Below are 26174 nucleotides of genomic sequence, written 5' to 3'. Positions count from 1 at the left end.
TGTTGATGGTGGAGATGAACGGGATCGAACCGTCGACCTATGCGTTGCGAACGCATCGCTCTCCCAGCTGAGCTACATCCCCAATAATTAACATAAATCTATCTTCCCCGACTCCCCGTACTTATACCGCAAACGAAACCAGATTGAAAAGCAAAAATTGGCATCAGATGTTACGCGGGAGAATGATGTTGAATTCCACACCTATCCCCACCTTGTTATTGACCTGAATTTTCCCTCCATGGTTCGTGACAATGCGATTGGCAATTGGAAGCCCAAGTCCTGTACCTGTCTCCTTAGTCGTATAGAACGGATTGAAGATGTTGTGGAGGGCCTCCAACGCAATCCCCCCCCCTGAGTCGGTAATTTTGACCGACACAGCCGATGCACCGTTGAGAGTCGCCGATGACACTGAAATTTTTAGCGTGCCGCCACTCTTCATTGCCTCCTGTGCATTTATGAAGAGATTGAGAAAAACCTGCTTTAATTGCTGGCAGTCTCCGAGAAATACAATCACCCTCCTCGGATACTGCTTAATCACCTTTATATTAAATTCTTCGAAAGCCATGGCGACGATGGCCAAGCACTCTTCGATGATGTCAGTTATGTTGCAGTGGGTATAACAGATTGTTGTCTTCTTAGTGAATGACAGGATGTCATTTAGCATCTTCTCAAGACGCTGGACCTCCCGAACTATCGTATCCGCATATTCAAGCTCAACCGATCCGGCAGGAAGCTTCCTTTCAAGTCGCCGCGCAAACCCTCCGATTGAAACCAGCGGGCTTTTCAGCTCATGAGCTATGCCAGCCGCCATTTCCCCGATAGTTGCGAGCCTCTCGCCCTGAATAAGACGTTCCTGGGCCTCCCTCAAATTTCGGTTCGTATCTTCAATGCGGTTATAAAGCATCGAGTTCTCTATGGCCATCCCCGCTTGATTAGTAAAGAGCTGCAGAAAGCGCAGGTCGTCACGGCTGATCTCCCTGCCGCCTAAGGCATTATCCACAATCACGACACCTACTACTTGATCCTTTGCCATAAGCGGCGCAACCGCAAATGACTTAATGGAAAAACGCTGGATGAAATCCCTATCGACCCGCTTTTCCTTCGTGACATCAGGCACGAAAATAGGCTTCTTGTCGAGCACAGCGCGAGAAGCAACGTTTAGAGCACGGTTCAGCTCAAGACGACTGGCTCGCACAAGACTGCTGAATTCCGAATCTCTCTGCCATGCCATTGCCTCCTCGGAAATATCCCACCTGCTCGCCTGGATATCCTCAAGATCGCTCACAGGATTGAGGAGTCCTTGGGCCGTTTCACGTGTTACTCCCAGCATTCCCTGCATTATGCCTGCTCGTTCGTTGATCAGAAACAGCATCGCACGGTCGAAAAATGGATTTAGCCCGGATGTAAGGGCTGTAAGGATGAGGTGGATGAGCTTGTTGAGACGGATGGTAGACAACATGGTATTGCTGATCCGATAGAGAAGAAAACCTTCCTTCAGCTTTTTTTCGTTCTCTTCCGAAAGGGAGACAAGCTGCTGATAATGCGTTGCTCCCGCAAAGGCATTCGATATCAGCATCCCGATGCTTTCTAAAAGTTCTCTGTCCTCCTCATCATAGTTGACGTATTGCCGATGTTCCTGCCTCTTGCCGAAGAAGGTCAGCGTCCCCAGCATTTTCTCCTCGAATTTAAGGGGGACAGTGACGTAAGAAGGAGGCAGGTCCGCTTCATCTATGATATCGCACACAAGCAGCGGGACCATGTCATTCACGACCCGTCTGGACGCAGCCTCTTCTATGTCGAGCAAAGAAGGAAGTAACTGGCTTATTCCACGGCTGCACTTCCGATAACTTCCGGCAGGCATCCCGCTTTCGGGGAGAAGTCGCAGCACGATGCAACAAGCCTCTGTGAACTCACAGCAGGTATCAAGAACCAACGGAACCAGCGAAGGGAGAGGAATCGACCTGTTCAGCAGCTGGCCTAGCTGATTGAGCGTCGTAAGGTTACGTATCCTGCTGTCGGAATTCTCCGCGTTGCGCACGCCGTGGATAAGCCCTGCCATCACCACAAGGGCGTCCTGCAATGCCTCAACGTCTTCATCCCTGAACTCAGCCGCGCTCTGAAGCCCAAAAGTCAGGACCCCCCACAGGACTCCTTCCTCCCGCACCGGCACTGCTGCCACAAGTGGATCGCCGTGCCGGGATTCATCCTCATGGGATTGCGACTCTGCCATTATCAGCAGAGTGCTTTCACCGGCACATCGGCCTGCAATGCCCTCTCCAAGTGGAATACGACAATCAGCGACAGAGCGGGGAAATCCTGATGTAACCTTGTTTACAAGGTAACGATGCTCCTTATCCAGGATGTAGAGAGAAAGGGAAGGAAATTGAAAGTACTGGGAAAGAAATTCCACAAGGGATTTGAGGCGCGCGGGATAGGAAAGTCTGGCGGAATTGGCTATTCGTACCACCCTGCTCAGCAGGTTATATCTGTCCTGAACAGCCATCAAAGCTCCGGAGCGCAGGGGGATGGGCGAAAGTTGGTGCTTTAAGCTTAGCGGAACTTTTCTTTTCGTTCCTCTTCAATTTTACAGTCGATACAGAGTGTCGTCACGGCCCTTGCCTTAAGTCTTCCTTCGCTGATCTCCTCGCCGCATAACTCACAGATGCCGAAAGTTCCGTCATCAATCCTCTCCAGGGCCTCTTTGATCTTGTTGATAAGCTTTCGCTCCCTGTCCCGGATCCGAAGCTCAAAATTCCTGTCTGACTCCTGAGTCGCCCGGTCGGTAGGATCGGGAAAATTCATATTATCAGCTGTCATCTCTGAGACTGTTTTACCAGCCTCCTCAAGAAGCATCCTCATCTCCTCCTGAAGAATGCCCCTGAAATACTCTAACTTTTCCGGTTCCATTAGCCACTCCGTGTAAATGTAAAGAGACGTACTATTAAAAGTGATTTTTTATCCCAAGTAAAGCAAATTCTCAATATTTAGGACTGGATCAGTCATCAAAAAAGGTTCTCCAACATCTCTTCTACCGACCGAACTCCTCTCAGGTCCATGCCTCCTTCCGATACCTGCTTCACATTTCCGGCAGGAAGAATACAACGCTTGAAACCGAGCTTCGCCGCCTCCTTAACCCTCAACTCGGGTTGTGTAACTGCTCTCACCTCTCCAGCCAGTCCGACTTCGCCTATCAGCAATGTCTGCGGCTGGACGATCTTGTCCAGATGGCTGGACGCAACAGCGGCGACAATCCCCAGGTCGGCAGAAGGCTCATTAAGTCTTACCCCTCCCGCCACGTTAACAAAAATATCCTGCCCCCCAAGACTAAGTCCAACCTTCTTCTCAAGCACCGCCACCAGGAGCGCAAGCCTGTTATGATCGATTCCGATCGTTGTCCGCCTTGGTGTCCCGAAAGGCGATCCGGTGACTAGAGCCTGCAGTTCAACGAGGAGGGGACGGCTACCTTCGATGCTTGTAACTACGACTGATCCTGAAACCCCTATAGGGCGCTCAGAAAGAAAAAGTTCGGAAGGATTAGCAACCTCCGCTAGCCCTGTCTCCTTCATTTCAAAGATTCCGATCTCGTTAGTTGAACCAAATCTGTTTTTTACCGCTCGCAGTATTCGGAATGAATGTCCTGCGTCCCCCTCGAAATAGAGCACCGTGTCGACCATGTGTTCGAGGACACGAGGTCCGGCGATGGAACCTTCTTTTGTCACGTGACCTACCAGGAACACTGGAACCCCGAGACCTTTTGCAAGCATCATGAGTCGTCCTGCACACTCCCGCACCTGGCTCACGCTCCCCGGTGCAGACTCGAGCGCAGAAGTGAATGTAGTCTGGACGGAATCGACAACAAGAACATGCGGCTTTAGGGAATGAACCTGCCCCATTACTTTCTCAAGAGAAGTCTCTGGCAGAAGGAGCAGGTTTGCATGAGATATCCCCATCCTCGCTCCGCGAAGGCTTATCTGCTGCGCGGACTCCTCACCCGAAACATAAAGGACAGGACCAGCGTTTGCGGCAAGGTAATTCATCACCTGCAGTAGGATTGTGGATTTCCCTATGCCGGGATCTCCACCTATCAGCACCAGCGAACCAGCTACAAGCCCACCCCCGAGAACACGATCAAACTCCGATATTCCGCAGGAAATTCTAAGCTCGTCGGTTACTGTAACGGCGTTGATGGATAGCGGAACTGCTACGGCACCGCTTTCAGTGCTTACTGCCCGGGCCGGGATCTCTTCCACAAGTGTATTCCACTCGTTGCAGTCCGGGCACTTTCCCAACCACTTGGGAGACTGATAGCCGCACTTCTGGCAGGTAAAAATCGTTTTTAATTTCAAAAATTTCTCCTCCGATCTTCGATGGGATAGTAGCCACCGCACGTCTTAAAGTCAACAGGGGGAAAGGAGTAGTATTGGTTTGACAAAGATTTTGCCGTTGCGATAGTATCGAACGGCCTCCTGCTTCCGAGCAGAGAGTATAGCCCCACCCCGACAGGTGAAAAATGAAATTCAATATGAAGGCAGTGCTTCTCTCGGCACTAGTGCTTCCCGGACTTGGCCAGCTTTATAAAGGAGAAAGAGGCAAGGGCATCATTTTGATTCTGCTGGTAAATCTCTTTGTTCTGGCCTCACTATTCCTCATCCTTAAAGCCGTTGGCCCCACTCTTGTAATGTCCCATCTCTCCGGCACCCTCTCCAGCACCGAACTCCTGGAACAGCTTCAAAAACTGGCACCTGCCGGCAGGTGGATCCTTGCTTCTTTCGTCGGCTTGTGGCTCTTCGGCGTGGTTGACGCCGCACGAAGTCGAAAGAGTTTTGAATAGGCCGAATTGCTTTGACAAACAAGAGCACGTGTGCCATAAAATAACGTTATATTTCAGCTACAGTAAAAATAATTGCGAATCTGCATTAAATTCAACAGTCTTTGAAGACACGTCGCTTAATTCTCAGTAAACGGCGATCCAAGGCAAAAGAAAATCGAGGGCGCATATGTTGTATTCCCAGGTTCTCGCTACAGGCAGCGGAATTCCCGAGAGAGTGGTTGGAAATGATTTCTTCAGTTATCTTGTGGAAGATGCTGATGAGTGGATTTTTTCCAGGACCGGCATCCGTGAGCGTCGGTTTGTGACAGAAGATGTCGCAACGTCTGATCTGGCCACCGTAGCTGCCCGGAAGGCCCTGGAAACCGGAAATATCAGCCCGGAGGAGCTGGACTGCATAATCGTTGGGACCTCAACAGCAGACATGATCCTCCCCTCCACTGCATGTATGGTTCAAAAAAATATAGGCGCCAAGAATGCCTTCGCTTTTGACATGAATGCGGTTTGCAGCAGCTTTGTATATGCCGTGGAAACGGCGGACAACTTCATCAAATCCGGTAAATACAAAAAAATTCTAGTGATTGGGGCTGATACCTATTCGAAGATCCTAGATTTCCAGGACAAAACCACCTGCCCGCTGTTCGGTGACGGCGCAGGAGCCATGATACTAGGAGCAACGCAGGAGAAGACAGGCATTCTTCAAAGCCTCATCCGTAGTGACGGCAACGGCTGGGAACTGATCCAGGTACCCTCATCTGGCTCACGCGCACCTGTCACACCGGAAACAATAGCTGCTAGAGAAAATACCTTCAAAATGGCTGGAAAAAGCGTCTTTGTTTTTGCTACTGACGTCATTCCGAAAATAATTGCGGAAGTAACCCAAAGGGCGGAAATAAATCCGAATGAGCTGGACTATATAATTCCGCATCAAGCCAATGTGCGGATCATTGATTTCATTTCGAAAAAGACGGGAATACCCAAGGAGCGGTTCCTGCTGAACCTAGATCGTTTCGGCAACACTGCCGCGGCCTCAGTCGGACTCGCACTTGATGAAAACTTGCGTAACGGCAAGATCAGGAAAGGGCACCTGGTCCTTATGATGGGCTTCGGGGGGGGGCTCTCCTGGGGAGGAATGCTTATCAGGTTCTGATCAGGTATGTGAAGCGGCAGCACCACTTCGATACTCTCTAATCACAGCAATCCCTTCATCCGAAGGTATGGATGTCAAACCTTTTTCCTGAAATAATTCCGTCAATTGCTGGAAAGAGGTTTTTTTCTTCCATCCGCAATGAAACCTGTCCGCAGCCATAAGGATCCCTCCTTTTTTTAGTCCGGCTGCCAGTGCAGCTATCGCTTTAGTCAAGTCTGAGTCGCTTAGCATCGGCCCTCCCAACAGTCCGTTACATAGGATAATATCGTAGGCCTCAGCACTTACGGTATCCTGTGAGGTAATGTCTCCGGCTGCAAAAGTAACGCATCTCCTCCCCCAAAGCGTCGCCCCATGCTGCTCGAGCCATTGGCGATAGGAAATCTGCTTGAGCAGGTCGTGCGGAAAGTATGCATGCGCCGCCGCGAATACCTCCAGTGGCTCGACCGAAACACCGTGCACCCTCAGTGAATCTTCAGAAAAACCCATCTCAAGAAGAAAAGCCGCAAGTCGATAGGTACACTCCCCCGAGCCACAGGCAGCATCAAGACATTGTAGCCCCGTAGAGATTCTCTTGCGATTATCCTCAAGCCACTTTCTCAATACGTCATACTGACCCGGGTACCTGAGAAAACTACCTCCATGGCGGCGGGGCAGAAAGGTTCCAAAAAGAAGGGATTCCCGTATTGCATCTTCCTTCAGCAATTGCCTGAGCAACTTTGCGGGATTATTTATCTGGAGTTGCTCAGGGAGGCGCGGAAGAATGTCTAGCCAGGAACGGGCGTAATTGAAAAGCGGGAGCGCTTCTGAGGGCGAAATCGCCAGCGCTTTGCGGCATAGACAATGGAAAGCTTGGTGTATCTCTACAATAGGAAGATAGAGATCGGTCAGCGCACTCATCTCACGAGTAGGCACCAATCCAGGCCCCCATAAACCATACGGGTAAACGGAACAGTATTCATCAAACCGCTCCTGAAGCCGCTCAACCCAGCGGTGAAGTGTTTTGTCGCCTAAGGTGCCGCTCTTCAGGAGCTTGCCAATATTCTGCCGGAATGTCAGGGATGAAAAATCAGCCTGGAAAGTGAGTTCTGTTTGATGCATGATGTGAATCTACGCGGGAGAACAGATAATAACAAGGGTGAAGTAAAGGAGCAGGTGTGAATCTGCCAAGGTTGGTGTTGCTGGAGAGCCGGTTATCGAGAACACTCTTGCTGGTTTGCTGCTCCGTCTTGGGAAATCGGGTCGGAGGTGTGTTTCCTGGTGCACTGAATCGAGACATACATCAATTGTCTGTGGAATGCAAAACTTCCGAAGAGATTGTTTTCATTGTTACTGACATGGCAAGGGCTCTTCAACCCAATGGGAATCTCGAGATATTTTTCCCACGCTGCTTGCCGGTAGGAGCTGTTTTTCTACTATTCCGACTTAAGCGGTCCGGCTTCTCCTCATGCAGGGCTGTGGTGGAACGTGGCGGAATTAAGGTTACCGCCACCCGTTGATCAGGTGCCGGCAACGCGGGCAATCTCGAACCCTATCTCCGTCAAGGGAAGAATCTCATCTGCAACCCCCCCTTCCACACAACTCTTTGGCATCCCATAAATGGTCGAGGTAGCCTCATCCTGAACGATAGTAATCCCTCCCTTGGTCTTTAGAAACTGCATCCCTTTGAACCCGTCGTTTCCCATTCCTGTAAGTATCACACCCAGCATTGAGCCGCTACATGCCTCTGCAAGAGAGGTCATCATCAGATCCACCGAAGGGATGTATACATATTTGGGGTAATCCGTTGTCGGGGAGGTCTTTACCGTTACGCCGGCTCCATGCCTCACAAGTGAGGTGTGCCGTCCTCCGGGTGCGACCAATACCTGTCCCGGCTTGAGAACATCGCCATCGGCCGCTTCCTTGATCGAGAGCGAGCACTTGGCGTTGAGGCGCTCCGCATACGGACCGGTAAATGCCTTGGGCATATGGATGGCAACCATTATTCCGTAAGGAAAAGTAGCTGGTATGCGCGACAGAACCTCCTGAAGGGCCACGGGACCACCTGTTGAAGCACCTATTCCGACATAATTTATCTTATGCTGTGCAAAACGGGATTTGGTAACACGGGCAACAGGCGGCGCAGTAATCCGAGCAGTAACCGGCAAGACTGTCCTGGCAACCGAAACAACCGCACCCTTCACCTTTCTCAGCAACTCCTCGCGAAAGACTTTCTGGGCGTCCGCCGAGTCTGTAACATTTTTAGGGATATAGTCAACCGCTCCGGCTTCAAGTGCGTCGAAAGTGGCTCTAGCCCCTTCGTTGGTCAGTGTGGAGACCATTAAAACCCGAGTGGGCGCTTTGACCATTATCTGCTTCAATGCGGCTATTCCATCAAGACGAGGCATTTCAACGTCCATGGTAATGATGTCGGGCTTCAGCTCGATTGCGCGCTGAACGCCCTCGACACCATCAGCAGCACTTCCCACTATCTCAATCTCCGGATCGCGTGAAAGTATACCCCTGATAGCCATACGCATAAAAGAGGAGTCATCAACAATTAGGACCCTGATTTTTCTACCCTGTGAAGGAATCATCGAGCTGTTAAACCTCCATCCCTTCAAACACTGACTTTACAAGCTCACGAATGTCGGACACCTTATCATCCAGTTCGTAACAAAACCGTTCGACATCGAGGTTACGCATGTGCGGAGCAAAATTTTTGAGTATTCCCCATGCTCCTTCTTCCGCCAGATTGAAGCTGACCCATTCACTCCCCTCGTACCCGAGTTGGCGGACCGAGCAGAAGAGATCCGCAAGGTTTACGATCGCCACCAGGGTAGGTTCAAGAGTGGCATTTTCCGGAGCATGATGGTGGGCGATTACCTCTTGGTACTGGGGGGGGAAATTCCAGCTCTGGGCTATCAGCTCACCTACCTCGCAATGAGTAGTACCGAAATAGCGCTCCTCTGTTTCCACAAGCTTGTGCGGGCGGCCCTTTATCTCATCAAGCACTTTCTGAAAATCGTGTTGCATGTTGTAGCTGAAAAAGACCTCGCCGATATCGTGCGTTATTCCTGCCAGGTATGCTTTCTCCACATCGTGGTAACGTGCTCGTTGTGCTATCAGCTTCGACACGACTCCAACGCCAAATGAGTGCTCCCAGAAGGTTCTGATGTCGAACACTCCGTCTTTTCCCTGGAATGCTTCCAGAAACGAGCAAGTAAGCGCCAATTCCCTGATGTGACGAAATCCCAGAAAAACAAGAGCCCGTTTGACCGATGAGATTTCCTGAGCAGTTCGGTATAGGGGAGAATTTACTATTTTTATGACTCGTGCAGCCATTACCTGGTCGGTGAGAATAAGATCAGCCACCTCGTCCAACTCGACATCCGGTTTTTCCAGCAACTCTAGAACCTTCGTCGCAATTATGGGAATGGTAGGAAGATCGGTGGTCCCTGCGATCAACTGACTCGCTTTTTGTAGTTTATGTGCTTTTTCCATTACATCCTCTTACTTTTTATAGGCAAAACCGCCTGGAAAATGGACTGTCTTAAAATGTTCATTTACCCCATGCAACGATTCAGACTGGCCGACGAAAAAATAACCATATTGCTGAAGATTGTTGTAGAAATGTTGTACCACTTTCGATTTTGAGGCAATGTCGAAATATATAAGCACATTTGCACAAAAGATGAGGTCGAAACTCTTCATAAATATCATCTTTGTGTCGTCATAAAGATTCAACTGTGAAAATGTCACGAATTTTTTAACATCAGGCGACAGGACAAACCGTCCATCCCCTTCCTCTTTGAAATACTTTTTTTTGTAGTACTCAGGTGTGTTTCTCACGGAATATGAGCTGTAAACACCCTCCCTGGCCTGACCTAAGACAGTTTCATTAATATCTGTACCTACAATTTCAATAATCCAGTCCTTGAGAATAGCATTACGCTTTTCCATTAGCATCATTGCCAGAGTGTAGGCCTCTTCGCCTGAAGAGGAACCCGCGCTCCATATCCGGATCTTGCGAAATCCTATTTTCCCTTTTGTTTCTACAATCTCAGGTAAAAGCTTGTTTTCTAGGGCAGTGAGCTGAGGTGGATTTCTGAAAAAACATGTTTCATTGGTTGTAATTTCATCCAGTAGCCTTTTCAGTTCTGTTGCGCCCCGCTGGCCGCTCTTCACGAATTGGTAGTAGTCGCTGTGGGTTGCTATTGCCGTCTCTTCCATTCGGCGCGCAATCCTGCTTTCGAGAAAGTATTTTTTGCTTGCATGAAAGTAAATGCCGCACAAGTTGTATATGTAATCCCGGAAGAGCTCGAAATCTTTGTCGGAGATCTTTGATGGACTACCAACCTGCATGGTCTTGCCTAACTCTATTCCCATAGTGTATTAGCCTCAGATAGCAATTCGTGCCGTGCTGCTGGCATCTCTGTCTTCGAGCAGACCAACGGGATCGACAATCAGCGCCACATTGCCGTCACCCAGTATTGTAGAGCCTGCTATTCCAGGTAGATTGGACAGGTATCTGCCTAGTGACTTGATGGCCACCTCCTGCTGTCCTAGCAGCCTCGTCACTACCAATCCTATTCTTTTTTCCGCAACCCCAACGACGACTACATAGCATGAACCGTCGGCAATGGCTTCGCCTTGCACAGCAAAAACATCATGCAACCGCACCAGCGGTAGCACAGTATCTCTCAGCTTCAGGACTTCCTGCCCTCGGATAGTGTGAAACTCACGAACATCCACTCGCAATGTTTCCAGGACCGCTGAAAGAGGAATTGAGTAGATCTCACCGTTCACCTCTACAAGTAGAGACTGGATAATAGCCAAGGTAAGAGGTAGCTTGAGGATGAATTCGGAGCCACTGCCGACTTCGCTTTTGATGTCGATAATACCGTTCAACTTTTTGATATTTGTCTTTACGACGTCCATGCCGACGCCCCGCCCGGAAAGGTCTGTTGTCTTTTCCTTTGTGGAAAATCCGGGAAGAAATATGAGGTCAAGCAATTCACGGGGAGTCATCGCAGCAAGTTGCTCCTCCGTCACCAAACCCTTTTCGAAAGCTTTCCTGCCAACCTTTTCGGGGTCTATACCCCTGCCGTCATCTTTTATGCTTATGACTATCTGGTTCCCTTCATGCCCGGCCGACAGCAGGACGGTGCCTGCCCGTGGCTTTCCGGCAGCAACCCTTTCATCAGGAGTCTCCAGGCCGTGATCCATGGCATTCCTGATCAGATGGATCAGCGGATCTCCTATTTCATCGACGACGGAACGATCAAGCTCCGTTTCCTCCCCGAACAGATGAAGATCAACCTCTTTGCCCAAATCACGCGCTAGATTCCGGACAATACGGGGGAATTTTTTGAACACCTTTTCTACTGGTATCATGCGCAGCTTTAATACCTGCGATTGAAGTTCTGAAGTAACAAAATTTATGCGTTTAGACAGCTTGCTGAAATCTTCGCCGAAGTCGTTCAGGTTCAAGCTGCTTTGATAGTTCGAGTTGAGCTGTATCATGCGGTTGCGTTCCAGTACCAGCTCTCCAACCTGATTCATGAGGTCGTCGAGCCTCTTCACGTCCACCCTGACAGTATTATTGTCAGCAAGCTCCTCTCCACCTTTGGGAGGAGGCGTAACAGCAGCCTTCACGACAGGCATGGCGCCAGGCGCAGCCTCAGCTCTCGGTGCCTGCTTCTCTTCCTCCTGTGGCTGTACTTCAGGAGCCTCAGCGGCGGCATTTTTTTTCTTCCGTTTCTTAGGCTCCTCGGACACCGGCGCAGCTTCTGCTGCCGGTTCGAGAACTTTTGCTTCGCTTGCGCCTTCGGAGAGAAGCGGCAGCAGCTTATCAAGAGTCGTACCTACCTCCCGCTCCTGTATATCCCCCCCCTTTATGTCGTTGACAAGAAGTTTAACCAAATCTACAGCTTCCAGTATCACATCCATTATTGCCGGTGTTACGAACAGTTCTCCTTTGCGCAGCCGGTTAAGAACATCCTCCGTCTTGTGGGTAACCTTAACGAGGAGCTCGAAACCCAGAAAACTGGAAGCGCCTTTCACGGTATGGATAGACCGGAATATCCTGTTCAGAAGGTCGGCATCCGTCGGCGACTTCTCCAGAGCGACCAGATCGTCATCAAGCTTTTCCAACAGCTCAGTTGTTTCTGTTAGAAATCCTTCCAATAACTCTTGGTCTTCAACTTCTATTGACATGTCTGAACTCCCTCACAGAAATTCTCTATCTTATTCCCAGCAGTTTTCTTTCCTCGTCGGATGTGATCTTCTCAAGATCGAGAAGGATGAGCAAACGCTCGGCCTGATTGATCACTCCCGACATGCACTCCTGATCAATGCCGCTGGTTACAACAGGCGGTGGAGGCTGAATTTCCGTGGCTGAAATCCGGATGACCTCGGAAACAGCGTCCACTATAAATCCCATCAGCTCACCCTCGACGTCCATTACCATTATTCGTGTGAATTTGTCGTTATCCACATTTTCGAGTCCAAACTTTTTTCTCATGGACATTATTGGTATGACTTTTCCGCGGAGATTGATCACCCCTTCAACATAATGAGGTGTATTCGGAACCCTGGTTATGTTAGGCAGGCGGATGATTTCCCGTACTTTCAGGACATCCACCCCGTACTCCTCTTTATCAAGATTAAAACTGACCAGCTGTATAAGTTCCCCAGAGGCATCTTCATTTTGCAGTACCAGTGCAGTTTCCATGCATACCCTCCCGTATCCGCTACTCAGTAGGTGATGTAATCGGCATGAACTTTTTGCGGTTTAGTTCTTTCTCTTGATAATTGGAACACAGCAGGTTTCACGGCTTTTTGACTTTTTCATCTTGCTCTCGACAAGTAGAGGAAATGGATAAAATTGTTGACATTTCCGCAAAATAATGCATTAGTTTTTCGCAATATACACTCATAAATAAACTTTTCACCAAAAGATTGTGTCATATTATTGACTTCAGGAATTTTTCTGCTATAGTGATAACCTCATCGGACGGCAACGGCGCAACTTTAAACAGGCTGGGGAACAGAATGGAAACAACCCGCATCTTGATCGCAGATGACGACAAGAAAACCAGGGATTTTGTTGCAGCATTTTTGAGCTACAGGGGTTATCAGGTCTTTCAAGCCTCCGATGGGCAAGATGCCCTGGAAAAAATCGAACTTAACGATGTCCATCTTGTTATTACGGACATCATGATGCCTCGTGTAAACGGGCTAGAGTTCATCAAGAAGCTGAAAGCCATGCGTCCGGAGATCGTGACTATCGCTTACAGCGCTTTCGCCAACTCTGAAATGACTGCGAATCTTCTCAAAGCAGGGGCTTTTTTCTATCTTGAGAAGCCCTTCAATCTTGAGGAACTCGAAACACACGTAAAAAGGGGGCTAGAGCACCAAGCCCTGCAAAACCAGAGCTTCAGGACTAAGCCTTGCATTAAGAACAGGTCACTTCTCAACAACATAATTGGTGAAAGTGACAGAATGCTGGCTCTTTTCGAGCTCATCGAGAAAGTTGCGGATTCTGATTCGACGGTACTACTGCAAGGTGAATCCGGAACAGGAAAGGAGTTGGTAGCGCGGGCAATTCACGACCTTAGCGGACGCCGTACCAAAAACTTCGTTCCAGTCAACTGCGCTGCGATTCCTGATGATCTTCTAGAAAGCGAACTGTTCGGCCATGTAAAAGGTTCTTTCACAGGAGCAGTAGCGACGAGAATAGGCCGATTTGAAATGGCCGACAAGGGAACACTGTTCCTTGACGAAATCGGCGACATGAAGCCGAATTTACAGGTAAAACTGTTGCGGGTGCTGCAAAACAGGGAACTTGAGCCGGTAGGAGCTACACATTCAAAAAAAGTGGACGTCCGCATAATAGCTGCCACCAATCAGAATCTCGAAAAACTGGTGAGCTCCAAAGAGTTCCGTGAAGACCTTTATTACCGGCTCTCGGTGATTCCAATAATGCTCCCCCCACTGAGGGACAGAAAAGGGGACATCCCCCTGCTGATCAACAGCTTCATGGAAAAGTTCAATAGGGACAAGCAACATAAAGTCAAAGGCCTCGACAGAAGCGCCCTGGAAATTCTGTGCTGCTACGATTGGCCGGGAAACGTTCGGGAACTGGAGAACCTGGTTGAACGTCTTGTAATTCTGAAAGGTAATGGGATAATAACCCCTCATGACCTTCCGGACAAATACAGGGGAGTGCGGACTTCCGTAATACAGGAGACGCTCGCTCTGCCGGAAAAAGGTTTTTGTCTCAACAGCGCAGTTGAAGAATTCGAAAACAAGCTCATTCTTCAAGCCCTGGAAAAGACGGGGGGTAATAAGAAAGAAGCGGCGATGCTGTTAAACCTCAAACGGACTACCCTGATCGAGAAGCTGAAAAAGAAGAAACTTATTTTTGGTCCCAGAATGATGTCAAGTTCATAAGCACACTCAGGTTAACATTGGCAAGTTTTCTGCATTGCTTGATGGCATGTCCATTCACACCCTAGAAAAGCTCGTTCCGGCAGATGCACCACGAGAGGCGCCCCGCCCACCCAAGAACATATCAACCTCCTCTGCTTTCGAAGAACAATTGGCTCGTTTAGCCCTGCAGCGGGAAGCTCCGGATCGTATTCCCAATGTCGCCGCCGCAGCTGAAATATTGCGGCTTGAAATGATGAAAAATGCCATCTCCCTCGGGGGGGAACAAGAAGGTGTTCAGGCGCCGGAGATCGTTTCTGCACGTGTAAAAGGCTTACTTTCGGTTTTCCTGCAACATGATCCTGCTACTGCCGAGACAGTTGCCACAACAGCCCCTTCCGCAAAACAAGGGATAAGCTTGCCCCCCTCTCCTCCCGCCCCAGCTCCTTATGAAGACAATCTGGGCGATCTGTCGATCAATGAAATAATTCAAAAGGCATCGAACCGGTATGGGGTAGATGAAGCGCTTATCCGCGCCGTCATAAAAGCCGAAAGTAATTTTAACCCCCGCGCAGTGTCACACGCCGGGGCTGAAGGACTGATGCAGCTGATGCCTGCTACGGCCAGAGGGCTCGGTGTAAAGGATTCATTTGACCCTCAACAGAATGTCATGGCGGGGACCAGGTTTCTTAAGGATATGCTCAACAGGTATGGCGGGAATATCGATCATGCCCTGGCCGCATACAATTGGGGACCAGGCAATGTCGATCGTCACCCCGAGTCCCTGCCTCGGGAAACAAGGCAATACCTGGTCAAGGTCAAGAACTACCTTGCATCGTACAATAGCTAACCTCAAAAAAGCGGCTGCCTTCAGGCATGCCGCTTTTTTGAGGTTATAACGTCACCATGTCATTTCGTTGGCTTGAAAGGATTCCGGCGCCAAAAATGGCCGATTACCTCATGATCCTTTTCAGTCAGCACCGCTCCTCTTTTTTCCATCCGCTGCAATATTTCTCGTATGTCCTGATCTTCACGGGCAGCCGTCTCAATGGGACCCCGATTGTGGCACCTTATGCATTTCTGCTCTATAATGTCGGGGTTCTGCGGGGACAATGAACCTTGTCCGCCGCTGGCATTTGCCTCTGGCACCAAAAGCAGAAACATCAATGACAACAAAAAATACCCTGTCATAGCTCATTCCCTCACGTAGATATCCTGATCAGATCTGTCCACCATAGCCATAATATGTCGATATTCATCCTCGATGACATCATGGTGGTTCTGAGTTTCCTTAATCACACGTTCAAAGATGGCACGCACAAGAGGATCGATTACATCCTTCACAAGAAGAGTATATTGATCAACACAGGCTTTCTCTTCCTTAAGGGCTATCTCAAGAGCCTTTTTCTCGTGAGTGCCCTCATCAATAGCTTTCTCCAGAGCCAGGTACGTTGCGTTTTTCTTGTTGGGTTCTGACTCTATAAAATCAGTCAGATTGCCGTATTCGGTTCCGCGATAATGGTCGAAGAAAGCCTTAAGGTGTCCCACCTCCTCATTCGCCAACATCTCGAACACTTTTTTCGCACGTTCATTTTTGGTAACTGAGGCAGCTCTGCGATAGAAATCCATGCTATCCTTCTCCGCCTGAATTGCCATTTTTAGTGCTTCCTGTACCGTGTATTCCTTACCCATGGCACTTTCCTCCTTGCAATCTTAATGAAACGTTGAATTACAAGTATAGATTCAAACGGTCCAGGGTCAACCGAGAGATCGAAAATTTATAAGATCATTCACCACTACTCCTGCCATTGTAAGTCCGAATATGCCGGGAATAAAAGAACTGCTGCCCAGAATGACTCTCCGATTCTCACATGAAAAAATCTGGTTTTCCTTGTTGGGACAAATGCAATTGCCTCTGCACCCTGATTCCTGGGCCTCCTGTTCCCGGTATTCCTCTGTAGAGAACACAACTTTTACACCGCTTTCTATTCCTCTTTTTTTTAACAGCTTGCGAACAACACGTGCCATCCTGCATTTATGGGTGAGTGATATATCAGCTACCTCTATTTTACACGGATCAAGCTTTGCGGCAGCCCCCATGCTCGAAATAATGGGAATGCACCTTTCACGGCATGTGGCAATGAGGTGGAGCTTGCTCGTGATATGATCAATAGCATCGACGACGTAATCAAACTCTTGTGCGAACAGCTGTCGACTGGTTTCCCCCGAATAGAATTCCCGAAATGGGAAGATCTCCGCATCTGGGTTGATGAGCCGCATTCGTGCCGCCATTACCGACACCTTGGCATCACCGACGGTTCCGTCCATTGCATGGAGCTGCCTGTTTACATTCGTAAGACAGATATCGTCAAAATCCACAATAGCAATGCGGCCTATGCCTGCACGGCATAAAGCCTCGGCTGCATAGCTACCTACACCTCCCAACCCGATAACGGCCACAGAAGATTTTTTCAGCCGGTCAAGACCGTCACGGCCGACCAGTAGCTCGTTTCGAGAGAATCTGTTTAATGGCGCCACGTACCTTTCCTTTCAATTTTTCTTAAAAATTTTGCAAAATAGCCGTTCTGCATTGGCAGTCGTAACTTCAGCGATACGATCAACCGACACTCCCTTCACCTCAGAAATCTTCTCCGCTACCCTCCTGATATATGACGGTTCATTTACCATCCCCCGGTACGGTTCGGGAGAAAGGTCCGGAGCATCTGTCTCCAGGAGCATCCTGTCCAGGGGAATGTGATTTGCCACACGTATCGGCTTCACGGCATTGGGGTATGTTACCGTGCCGCAGATCGAAATATGAAGCCCGAGTCTCAGGCACTGCTCTGCCGTCTCCACGCTCCCCGAAAATGCATGCATGACTCCACCTACTAAACCATTTGATTCTTCTTTCACTATTGTGATGAGATCCTCAAACGCCCGACGGCAGTGAAGCAGCACCGGAAGCCCTAGTACGACCGCTATTTTCAGCTGCTCCCGAAATGCTAGCATCTGAATGTCTCGAGGTATGCCGACATAGGTGTAGTCAAGGCCGATTTCCCCGATAGCAACAGCTCCGCGTTTAGCATATTCAAATAGCTCCGCAGCTGCTTTTTCGTCGAAGCTGATTGAATGGAGAGGATGGACGCCATAGGCAGCGTAAACACCGCCTTCTGGCTGCATCACAGACTCGATCATTCCCCATTCCTGTCGCGTAACTCCGGGAACGATGAATCCATGAACGCCCTCCGTTTTTGCACGTGAAAGAATCTCGGGCAGCACGGTCAGCAGCGAAGGATCAACCAAGTGGCAATGACTATCGACGAAGACAGGCTTGTGGTACTCGTATCGATACATGAAATAATTCTACTGGAGAGGCAGGCGAGAAACAATGGGGGAAAGACTCAGCTTGATTCGCAGCAAGAACTTGCAGGGTCGCCGGGAGAAACCTCAGAGCGAGTCCTTGAGTCCGCGGATTATCTCCAACTGCCGGCGAATGATGAACTGCGAGATTTTCTCTTCATCTTTGCTGGTTGCATCCATCTCAAAAATGTACCTGGGCCCTTCGCTGCTCTCGATACTTTTTAAAAAGGTTGCTGGAAAACTGAGCGGAGTGCCTTCAAGAACGAGCGAAATGGTCCCGTTTACAGGCGGTTGCAGATCGGCGGCGCTGGCGGACATGCTGATTCCCCTGACGGATATGTCACTCAAAACACCTGTCACCGCTCCGGCTGCTGAACGGAAAGTAACCTGCGTATCCCCTTCTATCCTTACTCGCAGGAACTGCCGCCGTTCCGCCCGGACATGCGCGTAGGCGAATCTGCTGAGAACTGCGACGCATCTATTAACATCCGCACGAAACACGCCAGCAACTACATCGTGAGGAAAATGCCTGCTCTTCAAGAATGTCATCTTCTGGTGATACATGACCACAGCCTGATGCTGATGAACGAGAACATCCACCATATCATCTTCAATACTCTCAACCGTTGCAGGATAACTTACTGGAATTTCATGATAATAATTAAGCAGTCGAAGATCGTTCTGCAACCTTTCCCCATGTATTTCTTTCAGGATGGCGAGAATGGCATTGCTATCCTCCTTGCCTCCGTCTACAGTCACAAGTTGATACAAATCGGTCATCCCTGATCCTTTCCGCTGTCAAAAAAACATTGCCCTTTTCCACTCAACATGCCAGTATTATCGGCAGCAGTGAGGCGAAGATAAACTCTTCGCCTTTATTTTGTCCAGAATTTCTTACTCAGGAGTACAAGTTGTTGAAGCACAACCACTCGGAGATCGACAAGAGACGCACCTTCGCCATCATCAGTCACCCCGACGCAGGCAAGACAACCATAACCGAAAAACTGCTCCTCTTCGGCGGCGCTATACAGCAAGCCGGAGAGGTCAAGGCCAGAAAAGCCACACGGCACGCAACGTCCGACTGGATGGAGATGGAAAAACAGCGCGGCATCTCCGTTACCTCTTCAGTTATGAAGTTTACCTACCAGGGATACGAAATCAATCTACTCGACACCCCGGGACACAACGATTTCTCCGAAGATACCTACCGCACCCTGACTGCAGTTGACTCGGTGCTTATGGTGATAGACTCGGTAAAAGGGGTGGAAGCACAGACTAAAAAGCTCCTAGAAGTCTGCAGACTGCGCAATACCCCGATCATGACCTTCATCAACAAACTCGATCGGGAAGGACGGGAACCTCTCGATCTACTCGATGACATAGAAAACAACCTGCAGATCCAGTGCGCTCCCATGACGTGGCCCATCGGCATGGGGAAAAGATTTCGCGGAACCTACCACCTCGCGAGCAAGGAACTGATCTTTTTTGATCCGACTGCGGAACGAGGAACTGGGCGAACCATGCGGGTCAGCGGACTCGATGATCCGGCCCTCAATGACCTGCTCGACACACAGGTTGAGGAGCTTCGAAACGACATCGAACTGCTTGAGGGAGCCGCCCATCCCTTCGATCTGCAGGCTTACCTTGCAGGCCATCAGAGTCCCGTTTTCTTCGGCAGCGCCATCAACACCTTCGGCGTCCAGCAACTCCTCGACACCTTTGTTGAACTGGCCCCTCACCCGTTGCCACGGGAAACGGAATCGCGAACCGTTTCTCCTTATGAAGAAGGTTTTTCGGGGTTTGTCTTCAAGATTCAGGCAAACATGGACCCGGCACATAGGGACCGCATTGCTTTCTTCCGCATCTGCTCCGGCAAATTCACGCGTGGAATGAAGGTCAAGCACCTGAGACTCAAGCGGGATTTTCAGATTTCGAATGCCACCATTTTCATGGCCCAGGACCGGACAAATATCGATGAAGCATATCCAGGCGACATCATCGGAATTCACAATCACGGAACCATAAAGATTGGAGATACCTTTACCCTGGGGGAAGAGCTGAAATATGTCGGCATCCCGAGCTTCGCTCCGGAGCATTTCCGGAAGGTACGCCTTCTAAACCCCCTCAAATCCAAGGCGCTGGAAAAAGGCCTTGTACAGCTTGCAGAAGAAGGGACTACTCAGGTTTTCAGGCCTTTGATGGGTTCGGATTGGATAGTAGGTGCGGTAGGCGTTTTGCAGTTCGATGTCGTAATGCACCGACTGGAACATGAATACGGTGTTAAGGTAGCATATGAGCCAGTATCCTACGTCACCGCCAGATGGGTGACAGGAGAACGAAAAAAGTTGGACGAATTCGAGAAAAAAGAAGCTCTTAGCCTTTACAGGGATGGAGAAGGAAATCTGACGTACCTGGCGGGGAGCCAATGGCGTCTTGAAAACACGATGGAAGGGTGGAAAGACCTGCAATTTCATGCCACATGCGAGCACCGCTGACTCGACAGGCTCCGAACATGAGGGCAGAGTCAGCTAGAGAGATGATCCCCTGCTGTCCGCCTCAATCCTGTCCACCACACAATATATTCCCCCTTCCTTCAGCCCGGGTTTGAAGCATCCATTGCAGGATATGCAGCGAGCCTTCACCTCATCCCCTGCTCCCCAACGCATCGCCAGGGCGGGTTCCCTTATGAAGGGACGCGACATTGCCACATAGTCTGCTTCCTCCCTCCTGATGACTCCCTCCACCACCTCAAGGCTCCTCATTCCGCCTACGACCGCAACCGGACAATCCACGGCATTTTTAATCCTATATGCCAGCGGCAGGTTGTATGCTTCCTGTTCGCGTGAGTCTATACCCTGCCTGACAGGGGTGCGTAAACCTGACGCAGGAGTACCGCCACTCACCTCAATGGCGTCGACCCCTTCCTCGTCAAGCGCTTTCGCAGCCTCCACTGCATCCTCAAGCTCAAGACCCCCCTCAAGGTTGTCCGAACCGTTAAGCTTCACCAGAACGGGAAAGTCGTTTCCGACGGAGCTACGGACGCTCCGGTACACCTCCATGAGGAAACGCAACCGGTTTTCGGTGCTGCCACCATACGCATCACTTCTGTGGTTTGTCAGAGGTGAGAGAAACTGATTTATAAGGTATCCGTGGGAAGCATGCAGCTGAACAGCATCAAACCCGTACTCACGTGCCCGTCGGGCACCTGCACCGAAGAGCATAACCAGTTCTTCTATATTCGATAGCGAAAGCTCAGCCGGAGTCTCGGGGTATTGGTCGACCTGCAAGGCTGAAGGAGCGATCGGTTGGGTATTGATAATCCTACTGCTGGTCTGCCCCCCCGAATGCACCAGCTGTAGACAAATCCTCCCCCCCTCGCGATGCACCGCGTCGGTCAACACACGCATCGAAGCTGCAAATCCGTCCTGCTGGATTCCCATCTGCCCGGGCAACTGCTTCCCATCAGCACGGACAAAGGCGTATCCGCTTATGATCAGCCCGATCCTCCCCCGAGCTAGATGTCCGTAATAGGCAGCTAATTTGGATGTAGGACGGCCATCCTCTTCGCACATGCCTTCCCATGTGGCCGATCGAAAAAGCCGGTTCTGCAGGAGCATTGAGCCGATTTTTGTCTCTTCGAACACCTTGCGCATGGTTCCCCCTTCCGCAAGCACATTTGTTCAGTAAATCTCGTAGAACCCTTTGGTCCCAAGCTTATGAACCTTCATAAGGTTCGTAGAACCGCGGGCTTCAAGAGGAACCCCCATTGTTATAACCACCACATCCCCTTTTTTGAATCCCAGACACAGCAACGTTTCTTCGACTGCATTGATCTGTTGGTCGGTGCCCTCCATCGAGCCGATTCTGCATGCCTGCACACCCCAGCAGAGAGCGAGCCTGCGACATATTTCCGGAAAGGGAGTGAACGCTATTATAGGAACCGGTGGCCGGAATTTCGCTATACGGATGGCGGTGCTCCCCGAATGGGTGAGGACGACGATTGCCTTGGCCTTTACATTTACGGCAGCGCTGCATGCAGCTTCGGCTACCGCCTCGGCAACGCTTGGGCTGCCCGTATGCTCAATTCGGGTATAGCTCCCGCGCAGCTCGGAACGCTCGACATCATGAGCAACGTTTACCATAGTTTTAACTGCCTCGATAGGAAACTGCCCGGAGGCCGTTTCTCCCGAAAGCATCACTGCGTCTGTTCCATCAAGAATTGCATTTGCTACGTCAGATGTCTCCGCTCTGGTCGGACGGGGGTGGCTAATCATGGATTCCAGCATCTGTGTAGCCGTTATTACCGGTTTCCCAGCAGCGTTGCATGCCTTGATGATTTTCTTCTGAATGAGGGGAACCTTCTCCGGACTGATTTCGACACCGAGATCTCCGCGGGCAACCATCACGCCATCCGAAACTTTTAGTATGCCGTTGAAATTCCGCAGCGCCTCCGGCTTTTCTATCTTCGCAATCACTGGAGTATTAAGATCATGCTCATAAATAATCCGTTTGACCTCTTCTATGTCGGAAGCTTTCCTCACAAAAGAAAGGGCTATGTAGTCCACTCCGATCCCGAGACTGAACTTGAGGTCCTCCCGATCTTTGGCCGTCAAAGACGGGGTTGATACATCTACACCAGGCAGGTTTATTCCCTTCAGGTCCTTGAGAATTCCTCCTTCTACCACAGTGCAGCGAACTACATTGTCGGCAACGGAAGAGACCTTGAGCTCGATAAGGCCATCATCCATGAGAATGCGGGACCCGGGGCGCACGTCTCGCGGCAGGGCTTTGTATATTGTAGAGATAAGACCGCGCGTGCCAAGAAGATCTTCGGTGGTTATATCGAGCGTGTCCCCCCTGGTCAGCGCAATAGCCCCGTTCTCCATTCTCCCGGTTCTGATCTTGGGGCCTTGTAGATCGGCGAGGATCCCTGTGGCCCTGCCGCGACTGTCCGATATATTCCTGATAGAGTGTATGATCTTTTCTTTCTCAGCGTTGGTACCGTGTGAGAAATTAAGGCGGAAAACATCTACCCCGGTTTCGACAAGACGCACTATCATTTCGTCTGAAGCGCTGGCAGGGCCAACGGTAGCTATTATCTTGATTTTACGCGTAGACAGGCTCAATGGTGAAAGCGCCCCTTTCTCCCTTTATGAGCTGCATTGGGGGATTTATGACATGCGAAACATTGAAGCTCCTCGACCTTACGCAGTTCCAGGGCCGAATCGGGCTGCTCCCCCTTCGGCATGTTGTACTCCTCTGTCTGGAAGTAGAGCCGGTCCCTCTCATCCGTAAGATATGCAGCTTTGTACACAACGCTCCAGTTATTGCCGATAGGCAGGGTATGACACTGATCACACCCTCCCGGGGGGGGTATAGTCCTCCAGGCGGTGAACATTGTGCATCCGGAAGCGCAGAAGAGTATTAAACCTAGCGTTACTAAAATCTTGACCATAGGTTTTCCTGAAGATATCTCGGAAAATAGCTTATGCCGCTGAAATAATAACACACCCGGCCGTCAAAACAACGATGGCCGGGAAAGGAGAGCAGATAACGGGATCATGTCAAATTCCCCACTTGTATTCGAGATATTTCAATGTCTGCTCATACCCCTGTTCGACGAGGTACGTCTTCTCAGCTGCTGAGAGATCGAATTTTGCTGGAGGTATGTCGCCGCAGTAGAGAAGAATCGTGTCGCGCCATCGCCCCCCCTTTATGAATTCCTTTTCAAGAGCATGAAGTGAGAAATTGAGCGTTTCCAGGAAGTACTTCTTCATTGTAAGCTCGCCCGGTATCAAACTCGTCAGGGTACGTTTTGAAACTACCTTTAGGACTAGGGTCTTTTCCCGCTCGTAATCGAGCATTTTTTCGACAGCTCCAACCATATACGAACCATCTATGAGAACATGCTCCTGACCGTTAAGGTTGAGACGACGGTGGACCAGGATCCATGGCATACCCATCGAGCACCTAACAGCTGTTGACACCTTTACACGTGGATGTGCAGCCGAGTTGAAAATGACAGGTCTATAGTTGATGATGTCAGTAGTTATGATGTGCGGATCTATTCCGAACGGGTCCCCGAATGTAGCCCCATTGAGTTTTTTATCGATCCATTCTTCCAGTAGGTCACCGCTATACAACCCTTTGCCGCGCCTCAAGTTCTTGACGCTGAAATCTTTAAGCGACTCTACATTGAATTCGACTGCCTCTCGACGGATATCTTCCAGAGGCAATCCGGCCGCATAAAGGGAACCGATGAGGCTGCCAGAGCCTGAACCTATGATCTTCCTGACAAACAGGCCCTTTTCTTCTATAGCCCGAAGTGCCCCCACAAATGCAGGGAAACGCATCCCCCCACCCTCAAGAACAAGGCTTATACTAGATCGTTCCATTGTCCCATCCCTGATACGGCCGCGATCATGTCCGATCTCGACCGAGAAGTTCATCCATCACCTGATCTTCATCCCCCGCATTGTAAGCAACTATGTTCTTCAAAAGCGTAAATGAATCGACATCCATCTCCCTGAACTGAAGAACCAGTCCCGTCTCCTCCACCCGAAGCACCGTCCCGGTAATATTTACAGAGATGTCCAGAGGATTGGTCGTTCCGGGCAGGTAAAGCGTCACCTCCACGGGGAGGCCAGGTTCCAGCTTCGTATCGGTCCGAATGAACGCACCCTTGAGACTTAGGTTCTCCACATCCCCTTTGATGGAGATGTTCCTGCTGTTGACGAACGCCTTCAGGCTGAAGGTTACGCGAGAAAATTTCCGTTTTTCCATTTGTCACTTCCAAGGATGGATGAGCCGAATCTAAGGCAGCCTATTATAGCGACATCAGATTTCACGTCAAGGTCAAGTAGCTCTGCCTTTCCACACAAGACAACAGTTATCGCGCTCCGATCAAGAGATTTCTTGCAAATACTTGCCGAATGTAATAGTAGATTTTCATGTATCGTAATTAACGAGTTGGTTCTCCACGATGAACATCGCCTTGGCCAAATTTCTGCTGATACTACTTCTCCTCCTCCCTCCCCTCTTCTTCCTCAGAAAGGTAACGGCACCGGCTTATCCAATTCTGGGGGCAGACCCACTCGAAGTGACGATTCTGGAAGACCACAGGGATGCGCTGCAGCACTGGGTTTCGGAAGGAGTTCGAAATGCGGTGCTTGTGAATATAGATGCACACGACGACCTAAAAAAGGTTTCTACTGAGCATATTGCTGTATTGAAGGCACTCTGTCAGGGGAAAGAAAGCAAGCAGGCGTGCAAAAATACCGATGACGCAGGTCCGCCAGTGACCAATGCCGACTTCATTCATGCAGCAGCCAAATTAGAAGTATTGAGCAGTGTTTATTGGGTCATTCCGAATACGTACGGAATCTTTTCCAATGACGGGAGCACCCTGACCGCTCTCCTCAGAAGCTATGGATTTCCCGATGAAGATATTGTCACCTTCAGCCGGAAGGGTGCATGCTTCGCCGGCACGACCGACGGCATCCCCATCACCATCTGTGATGCGGCTAACCTGCCGCAACTGGACGAGCCGGTTTTGTTAAGTTTCGACACCGATTATTTTCCTCAGCTCATAGGGAATAAGAACCTGCGGATCATCAATGCGGTTCGAGAAACTTTTAAAACGTTGGCGGGAAAAGAACTCCAGATCCGGGATGCAACCGTCGCCTTTTCTGTCAACGGAGGGTTTCTTTCTACCGGCTACCGCTGGATAGGCGAACTGGTCATCGACATCCTGCGCAATCCCTCGATCATAGCGCAGAAAGAGCTTCCACCAAGGTACACTTTCCTTCAGCGGATAGACCTCCTTTTTATTATGGAGCGTTACCGGGAGGTTCTTGATGAAGTCTCGCCGCTTATTGCCCGGGAAGGGGCAGACCCTACGCTGTTCATTTATGCTGCCCGCGCTTCAGGGGGACTAGGGCTGACCAAAGACTCATTCCGGTATGCTGAAAAAGCCTGCATGTCGGAGAAGTCTTACTGCTATGGGCTCCCGGAAATCGGCATAACCCTTCTGGATCAGGGAAAGCTCGGGGTCGCAGAAAGATTCTTTACCCGCGGTTACGACCTCTGCACCGGAATGGATCACGGCCAGTTCAGACTTGCCATGGCACTCAAGGACTCTGGGCGGTATGAGGACGCCATAAAATATTTCAAGTTCTTCCGTGATTGCTACGGCAGCTTTCCCGTCGATTTTTATATCGCGGACACCTTCCTCCTCATGAAAGATGAGGCATCTGCTCTTAAGTTCTTTGAAAGCGGAAGAAAAGCCGCTATCAAAAACCCGGAATCGCTGGTTCGTTTTGGTGATCGCAGGATTATCGAAAAGGCTGCTGCTTTCTACGCGACAAAGGAATACCGCGATTATGCCTCGGAACTGCGAAAAATATTGGACTCTCATCCCAACTGAAG

Annotated in this window: 24 protein-coding genes and 1 tRNA gene; 6 read left to right on the top strand and 19 right to left on the bottom strand. The window is 50.0% G+C overall.

Annotated elements, in window-relative coordinates; genetic code table 11:
• Positions 1-6 precede the first annotated feature (6 nt).
• The 4 genes from CFB04_RS15295 to radA all read right to left on the bottom strand — a co-directional run bounded on the left by CFB04_RS15295 (position 7) and on the right by radA (position 4346).
• A tRNA-Ala gene (locus CFB04_RS15295) sits at positions 7-82 on the bottom strand.
• Between the two features lie 81 nt (positions 83-163).
• Positions 164-2503, bottom strand: a complete 2340-nt coding sequence (locus CFB04_RS15290) for a GAF domain-containing protein (RefSeq protein WP_088536193.1) — start codon at positions 2501-2503, stop codon at positions 164-166.
• Positions 2504-2550: 47 nt separating this feature from the next.
• Entirely contained in the window at positions 2551-2907 is a 357-nt protein-coding gene (gene dksA, locus CFB04_RS15285; RefSeq protein WP_088536192.1) for an RNA polymerase-binding protein DksA, read from the bottom strand.
• Positions 2908-3002: 95 nt separating this feature from the next.
• A complete protein-coding gene (radA, locus tag CFB04_RS15280; protein WP_088536191.1) occupies positions 3003-4346 on the bottom strand; it encodes a DNA repair protein RadA in 1344 nt (447 codons plus the stop codon).
• A gap of 164 nt (positions 4347-4510) precedes the next feature.
• Between radA and CFB04_RS15275 the strand changes: the two genes are divergently transcribed.
• Together CFB04_RS15275 and CFB04_RS15270 are read left to right on the top strand one after the other, a co-directional pair.
• Positions 4511-4831: a hypothetical protein gene (locus CFB04_RS15275; RefSeq protein WP_088536190.1), complete on the top strand. Its 321-nt coding sequence runs from the start codon at positions 4511-4513 to the stop codon at positions 4829-4831.
• Positions 4832-4997: 166 nt separating this feature from the next.
• On the top strand, positions 4998-5978 hold the full coding sequence (locus CFB04_RS15270) for a beta-ketoacyl-ACP synthase III (RefSeq protein ID WP_088536189.1): 981 nt from the start codon (positions 4998-5000) through the stop codon (positions 5976-5978).
• Here the strand turns inward: CFB04_RS15270 and CFB04_RS15265 are convergent, their stop codons facing one another.
• The 6 genes from CFB04_RS15265 to CFB04_RS15240 all read right to left on the bottom strand — a co-directional run bounded on the left by CFB04_RS15265 (position 5979) and on the right by CFB04_RS15240 (position 12690).
• A complete protein-coding gene (locus CFB04_RS15265) occupies positions 5979-7076 on the bottom strand; it encodes a CheR family methyltransferase (RefSeq protein ID WP_088536188.1) in 1098 nt (365 codons plus the stop codon).
• A 398-nt stretch (positions 7077-7474) separates the two neighbouring features.
• Positions 7475-8551, bottom strand: a complete 1077-nt coding sequence (locus tag CFB04_RS15260) for a chemotaxis response regulator protein-glutamate methylesterase (RefSeq protein WP_088536187.1) — start codon at positions 8549-8551, stop codon at positions 7475-7477.
• Positions 8552-8558: 7 nt separating this feature from the next.
• A complete protein-coding gene (locus tag CFB04_RS15255; RefSeq protein WP_088536186.1) occupies positions 8559-9458 on the bottom strand; it encodes an HDOD domain-containing protein in 900 nt (299 codons plus the stop codon).
• A gap of 9 nt (positions 9459-9467) precedes the next feature.
• A complete protein-coding gene (locus CFB04_RS15250; RefSeq protein ID WP_231934219.1) occupies positions 9468-10343 on the bottom strand; it encodes a protein-glutamate O-methyltransferase CheR in 876 nt (291 codons plus the stop codon).
• 12 nt (positions 10344-10355) lie between these two features.
• Complete coding sequence (locus CFB04_RS15245; protein WP_088536185.1) at positions 10356-12173, bottom strand: chemotaxis protein CheA; 1818 nt, start codon at positions 12171-12173, stop codon at positions 10356-10358.
• A 25-nt stretch (positions 12174-12198) separates the two neighbouring features.
• Positions 12199-12690, bottom strand: a complete 492-nt coding sequence (locus tag CFB04_RS15240; RefSeq protein WP_088536184.1) for a chemotaxis protein CheW — start codon at positions 12688-12690, stop codon at positions 12199-12201.
• A 320-nt stretch (positions 12691-13010) separates the two neighbouring features.
• On the opposite strand from CFB04_RS15240, the gene CFB04_RS15235 reads away from it, so the two are divergent.
• Positions 13011-14411, top strand: coding sequence for a sigma-54 dependent transcriptional regulator (locus CFB04_RS15235; RefSeq protein WP_088536183.1), 1401 nt, complete (start codon positions 13011-13013; stop codon positions 14409-14411).
• Between the two features lie 148 nt (positions 14412-14559).
• Entirely contained in the window at positions 14560-15237 is a 678-nt protein-coding gene (locus CFB04_RS18470; RefSeq protein WP_231934217.1) for a lytic transglycosylase domain-containing protein, read from the top strand.
• Positions 15238-15581: 344 nt separating this feature from the next.
• Here the strand turns inward: CFB04_RS18470 and CFB04_RS15225 are convergent, their stop codons facing one another.
• The 4 genes from CFB04_RS15225 to CFB04_RS15210 all read right to left on the bottom strand — a co-directional run bounded on the left by CFB04_RS15225 (position 15582) and on the right by CFB04_RS15210 (position 18527).
• Positions 15582-16079, bottom strand: a complete 498-nt coding sequence (locus CFB04_RS15225) for a ferritin family protein (RefSeq protein WP_088536181.1) — start codon at positions 16077-16079, stop codon at positions 15582-15584.
• Positions 16080-16145: 66 nt separating this feature from the next.
• The gene (locus CFB04_RS15220; RefSeq protein ID WP_088536180.1) at positions 16146-16925 is read right to left on the bottom strand and encodes a ThiF family adenylyltransferase; all 780 of its coding nucleotides are present in this window, start codon (positions 16923-16925) and stop codon (positions 16146-16148) included.
• A gap of 12 nt (positions 16926-16937) precedes the next feature.
• Complete coding sequence (locus CFB04_RS15215; protein WP_088536179.1) at positions 16938-17741, bottom strand: TatD family hydrolase; 804 nt, start codon at positions 17739-17741, stop codon at positions 16938-16940.
• A 93-nt stretch (positions 17742-17834) separates the two neighbouring features.
• Positions 17835-18527 carry a PilZ domain-containing protein gene (locus CFB04_RS15210; RefSeq protein WP_088536178.1) on the bottom strand — a complete coding sequence of 231 codons (693 nt, stop codon included), beginning with the start codon at positions 18525-18527 and terminating at the stop codon, positions 17835-17837.
• A 131-nt stretch (positions 18528-18658) separates the two neighbouring features.
• On the opposite strand from CFB04_RS15210, the gene CFB04_RS15205 reads away from it, so the two are divergent.
• The gene (locus CFB04_RS15205) at positions 18659-20242 is read left to right on the top strand and encodes a peptide chain release factor 3 (protein WP_172825512.1); all 1584 of its coding nucleotides are present in this window, start codon (positions 18659-18661) and stop codon (positions 20240-20242) included.
• Between the two features lie 33 nt (positions 20243-20275).
• On the opposite strand, the gene CFB04_RS15200 is transcribed toward CFB04_RS15205, so the two are convergent.
• From CFB04_RS15200 to CFB04_RS15180, 5 genes are all read right to left on the bottom strand, one after another.
• The gene (locus tag CFB04_RS15200) at positions 20276-21400 is read right to left on the bottom strand and encodes an NADH:flavin oxidoreductase (RefSeq protein ID WP_088536177.1); all 1125 of its coding nucleotides are present in this window, start codon (positions 21398-21400) and stop codon (positions 20276-20278) included.
• Positions 21401-21427: 27 nt separating this feature from the next.
• Positions 21428-22873, bottom strand: coding sequence for a pyruvate kinase (pyk, locus tag CFB04_RS15195; protein WP_088536176.1), 1446 nt, complete (start codon positions 22871-22873; stop codon positions 21428-21430).
• Entirely contained in the window at positions 22870-23202 is a 333-nt protein-coding gene (locus CFB04_RS15190) for a cytochrome C (RefSeq protein ID WP_088536175.1), read from the bottom strand. The genes pyk and CFB04_RS15190 overlap by 4 nt, the downstream gene beginning before the upstream one ends.
• A gap of 109 nt (positions 23203-23311) precedes the next feature.
• The gene (locus CFB04_RS15185; RefSeq protein WP_088536869.1) at positions 23312-24142 is read right to left on the bottom strand and encodes a patatin-like phospholipase family protein; all 831 of its coding nucleotides are present in this window, start codon (positions 24140-24142) and stop codon (positions 23312-23314) included.
• Positions 24143-24167: 25 nt separating this feature from the next.
• Positions 24168-24530 carry a PilZ domain-containing protein gene (locus CFB04_RS15180; RefSeq protein WP_088536174.1) on the bottom strand — a complete coding sequence of 121 codons (363 nt, stop codon included), beginning with the start codon at positions 24528-24530 and terminating at the stop codon, positions 24168-24170.
• 199 nt (positions 24531-24729) lie between these two features.
• On the opposite strand from CFB04_RS15180, the gene CFB04_RS15175 reads away from it, so the two are divergent.
• Complete coding sequence (locus CFB04_RS15175; RefSeq protein WP_088536173.1) at positions 24730-26172, top strand: M48 family metallopeptidase; 1443 nt, start codon at positions 24730-24732, stop codon at positions 26170-26172.
• The last annotated feature ends 2 nt before the right edge of the window (positions 26173-26174 follow it).

This window comes from Geobacter sp. DSM 9736 (genome assembly GCF_900187405.1).
Lineage (GTDB): Bacteria > Desulfobacterota > Desulfuromonadia > Geobacterales > Geobacteraceae > DSM-9736.
The sequence above is the reverse complement of the archived record's forward strand: the minus strand, read 5'-3'. Positions and strand labels throughout refer to the sequence as shown.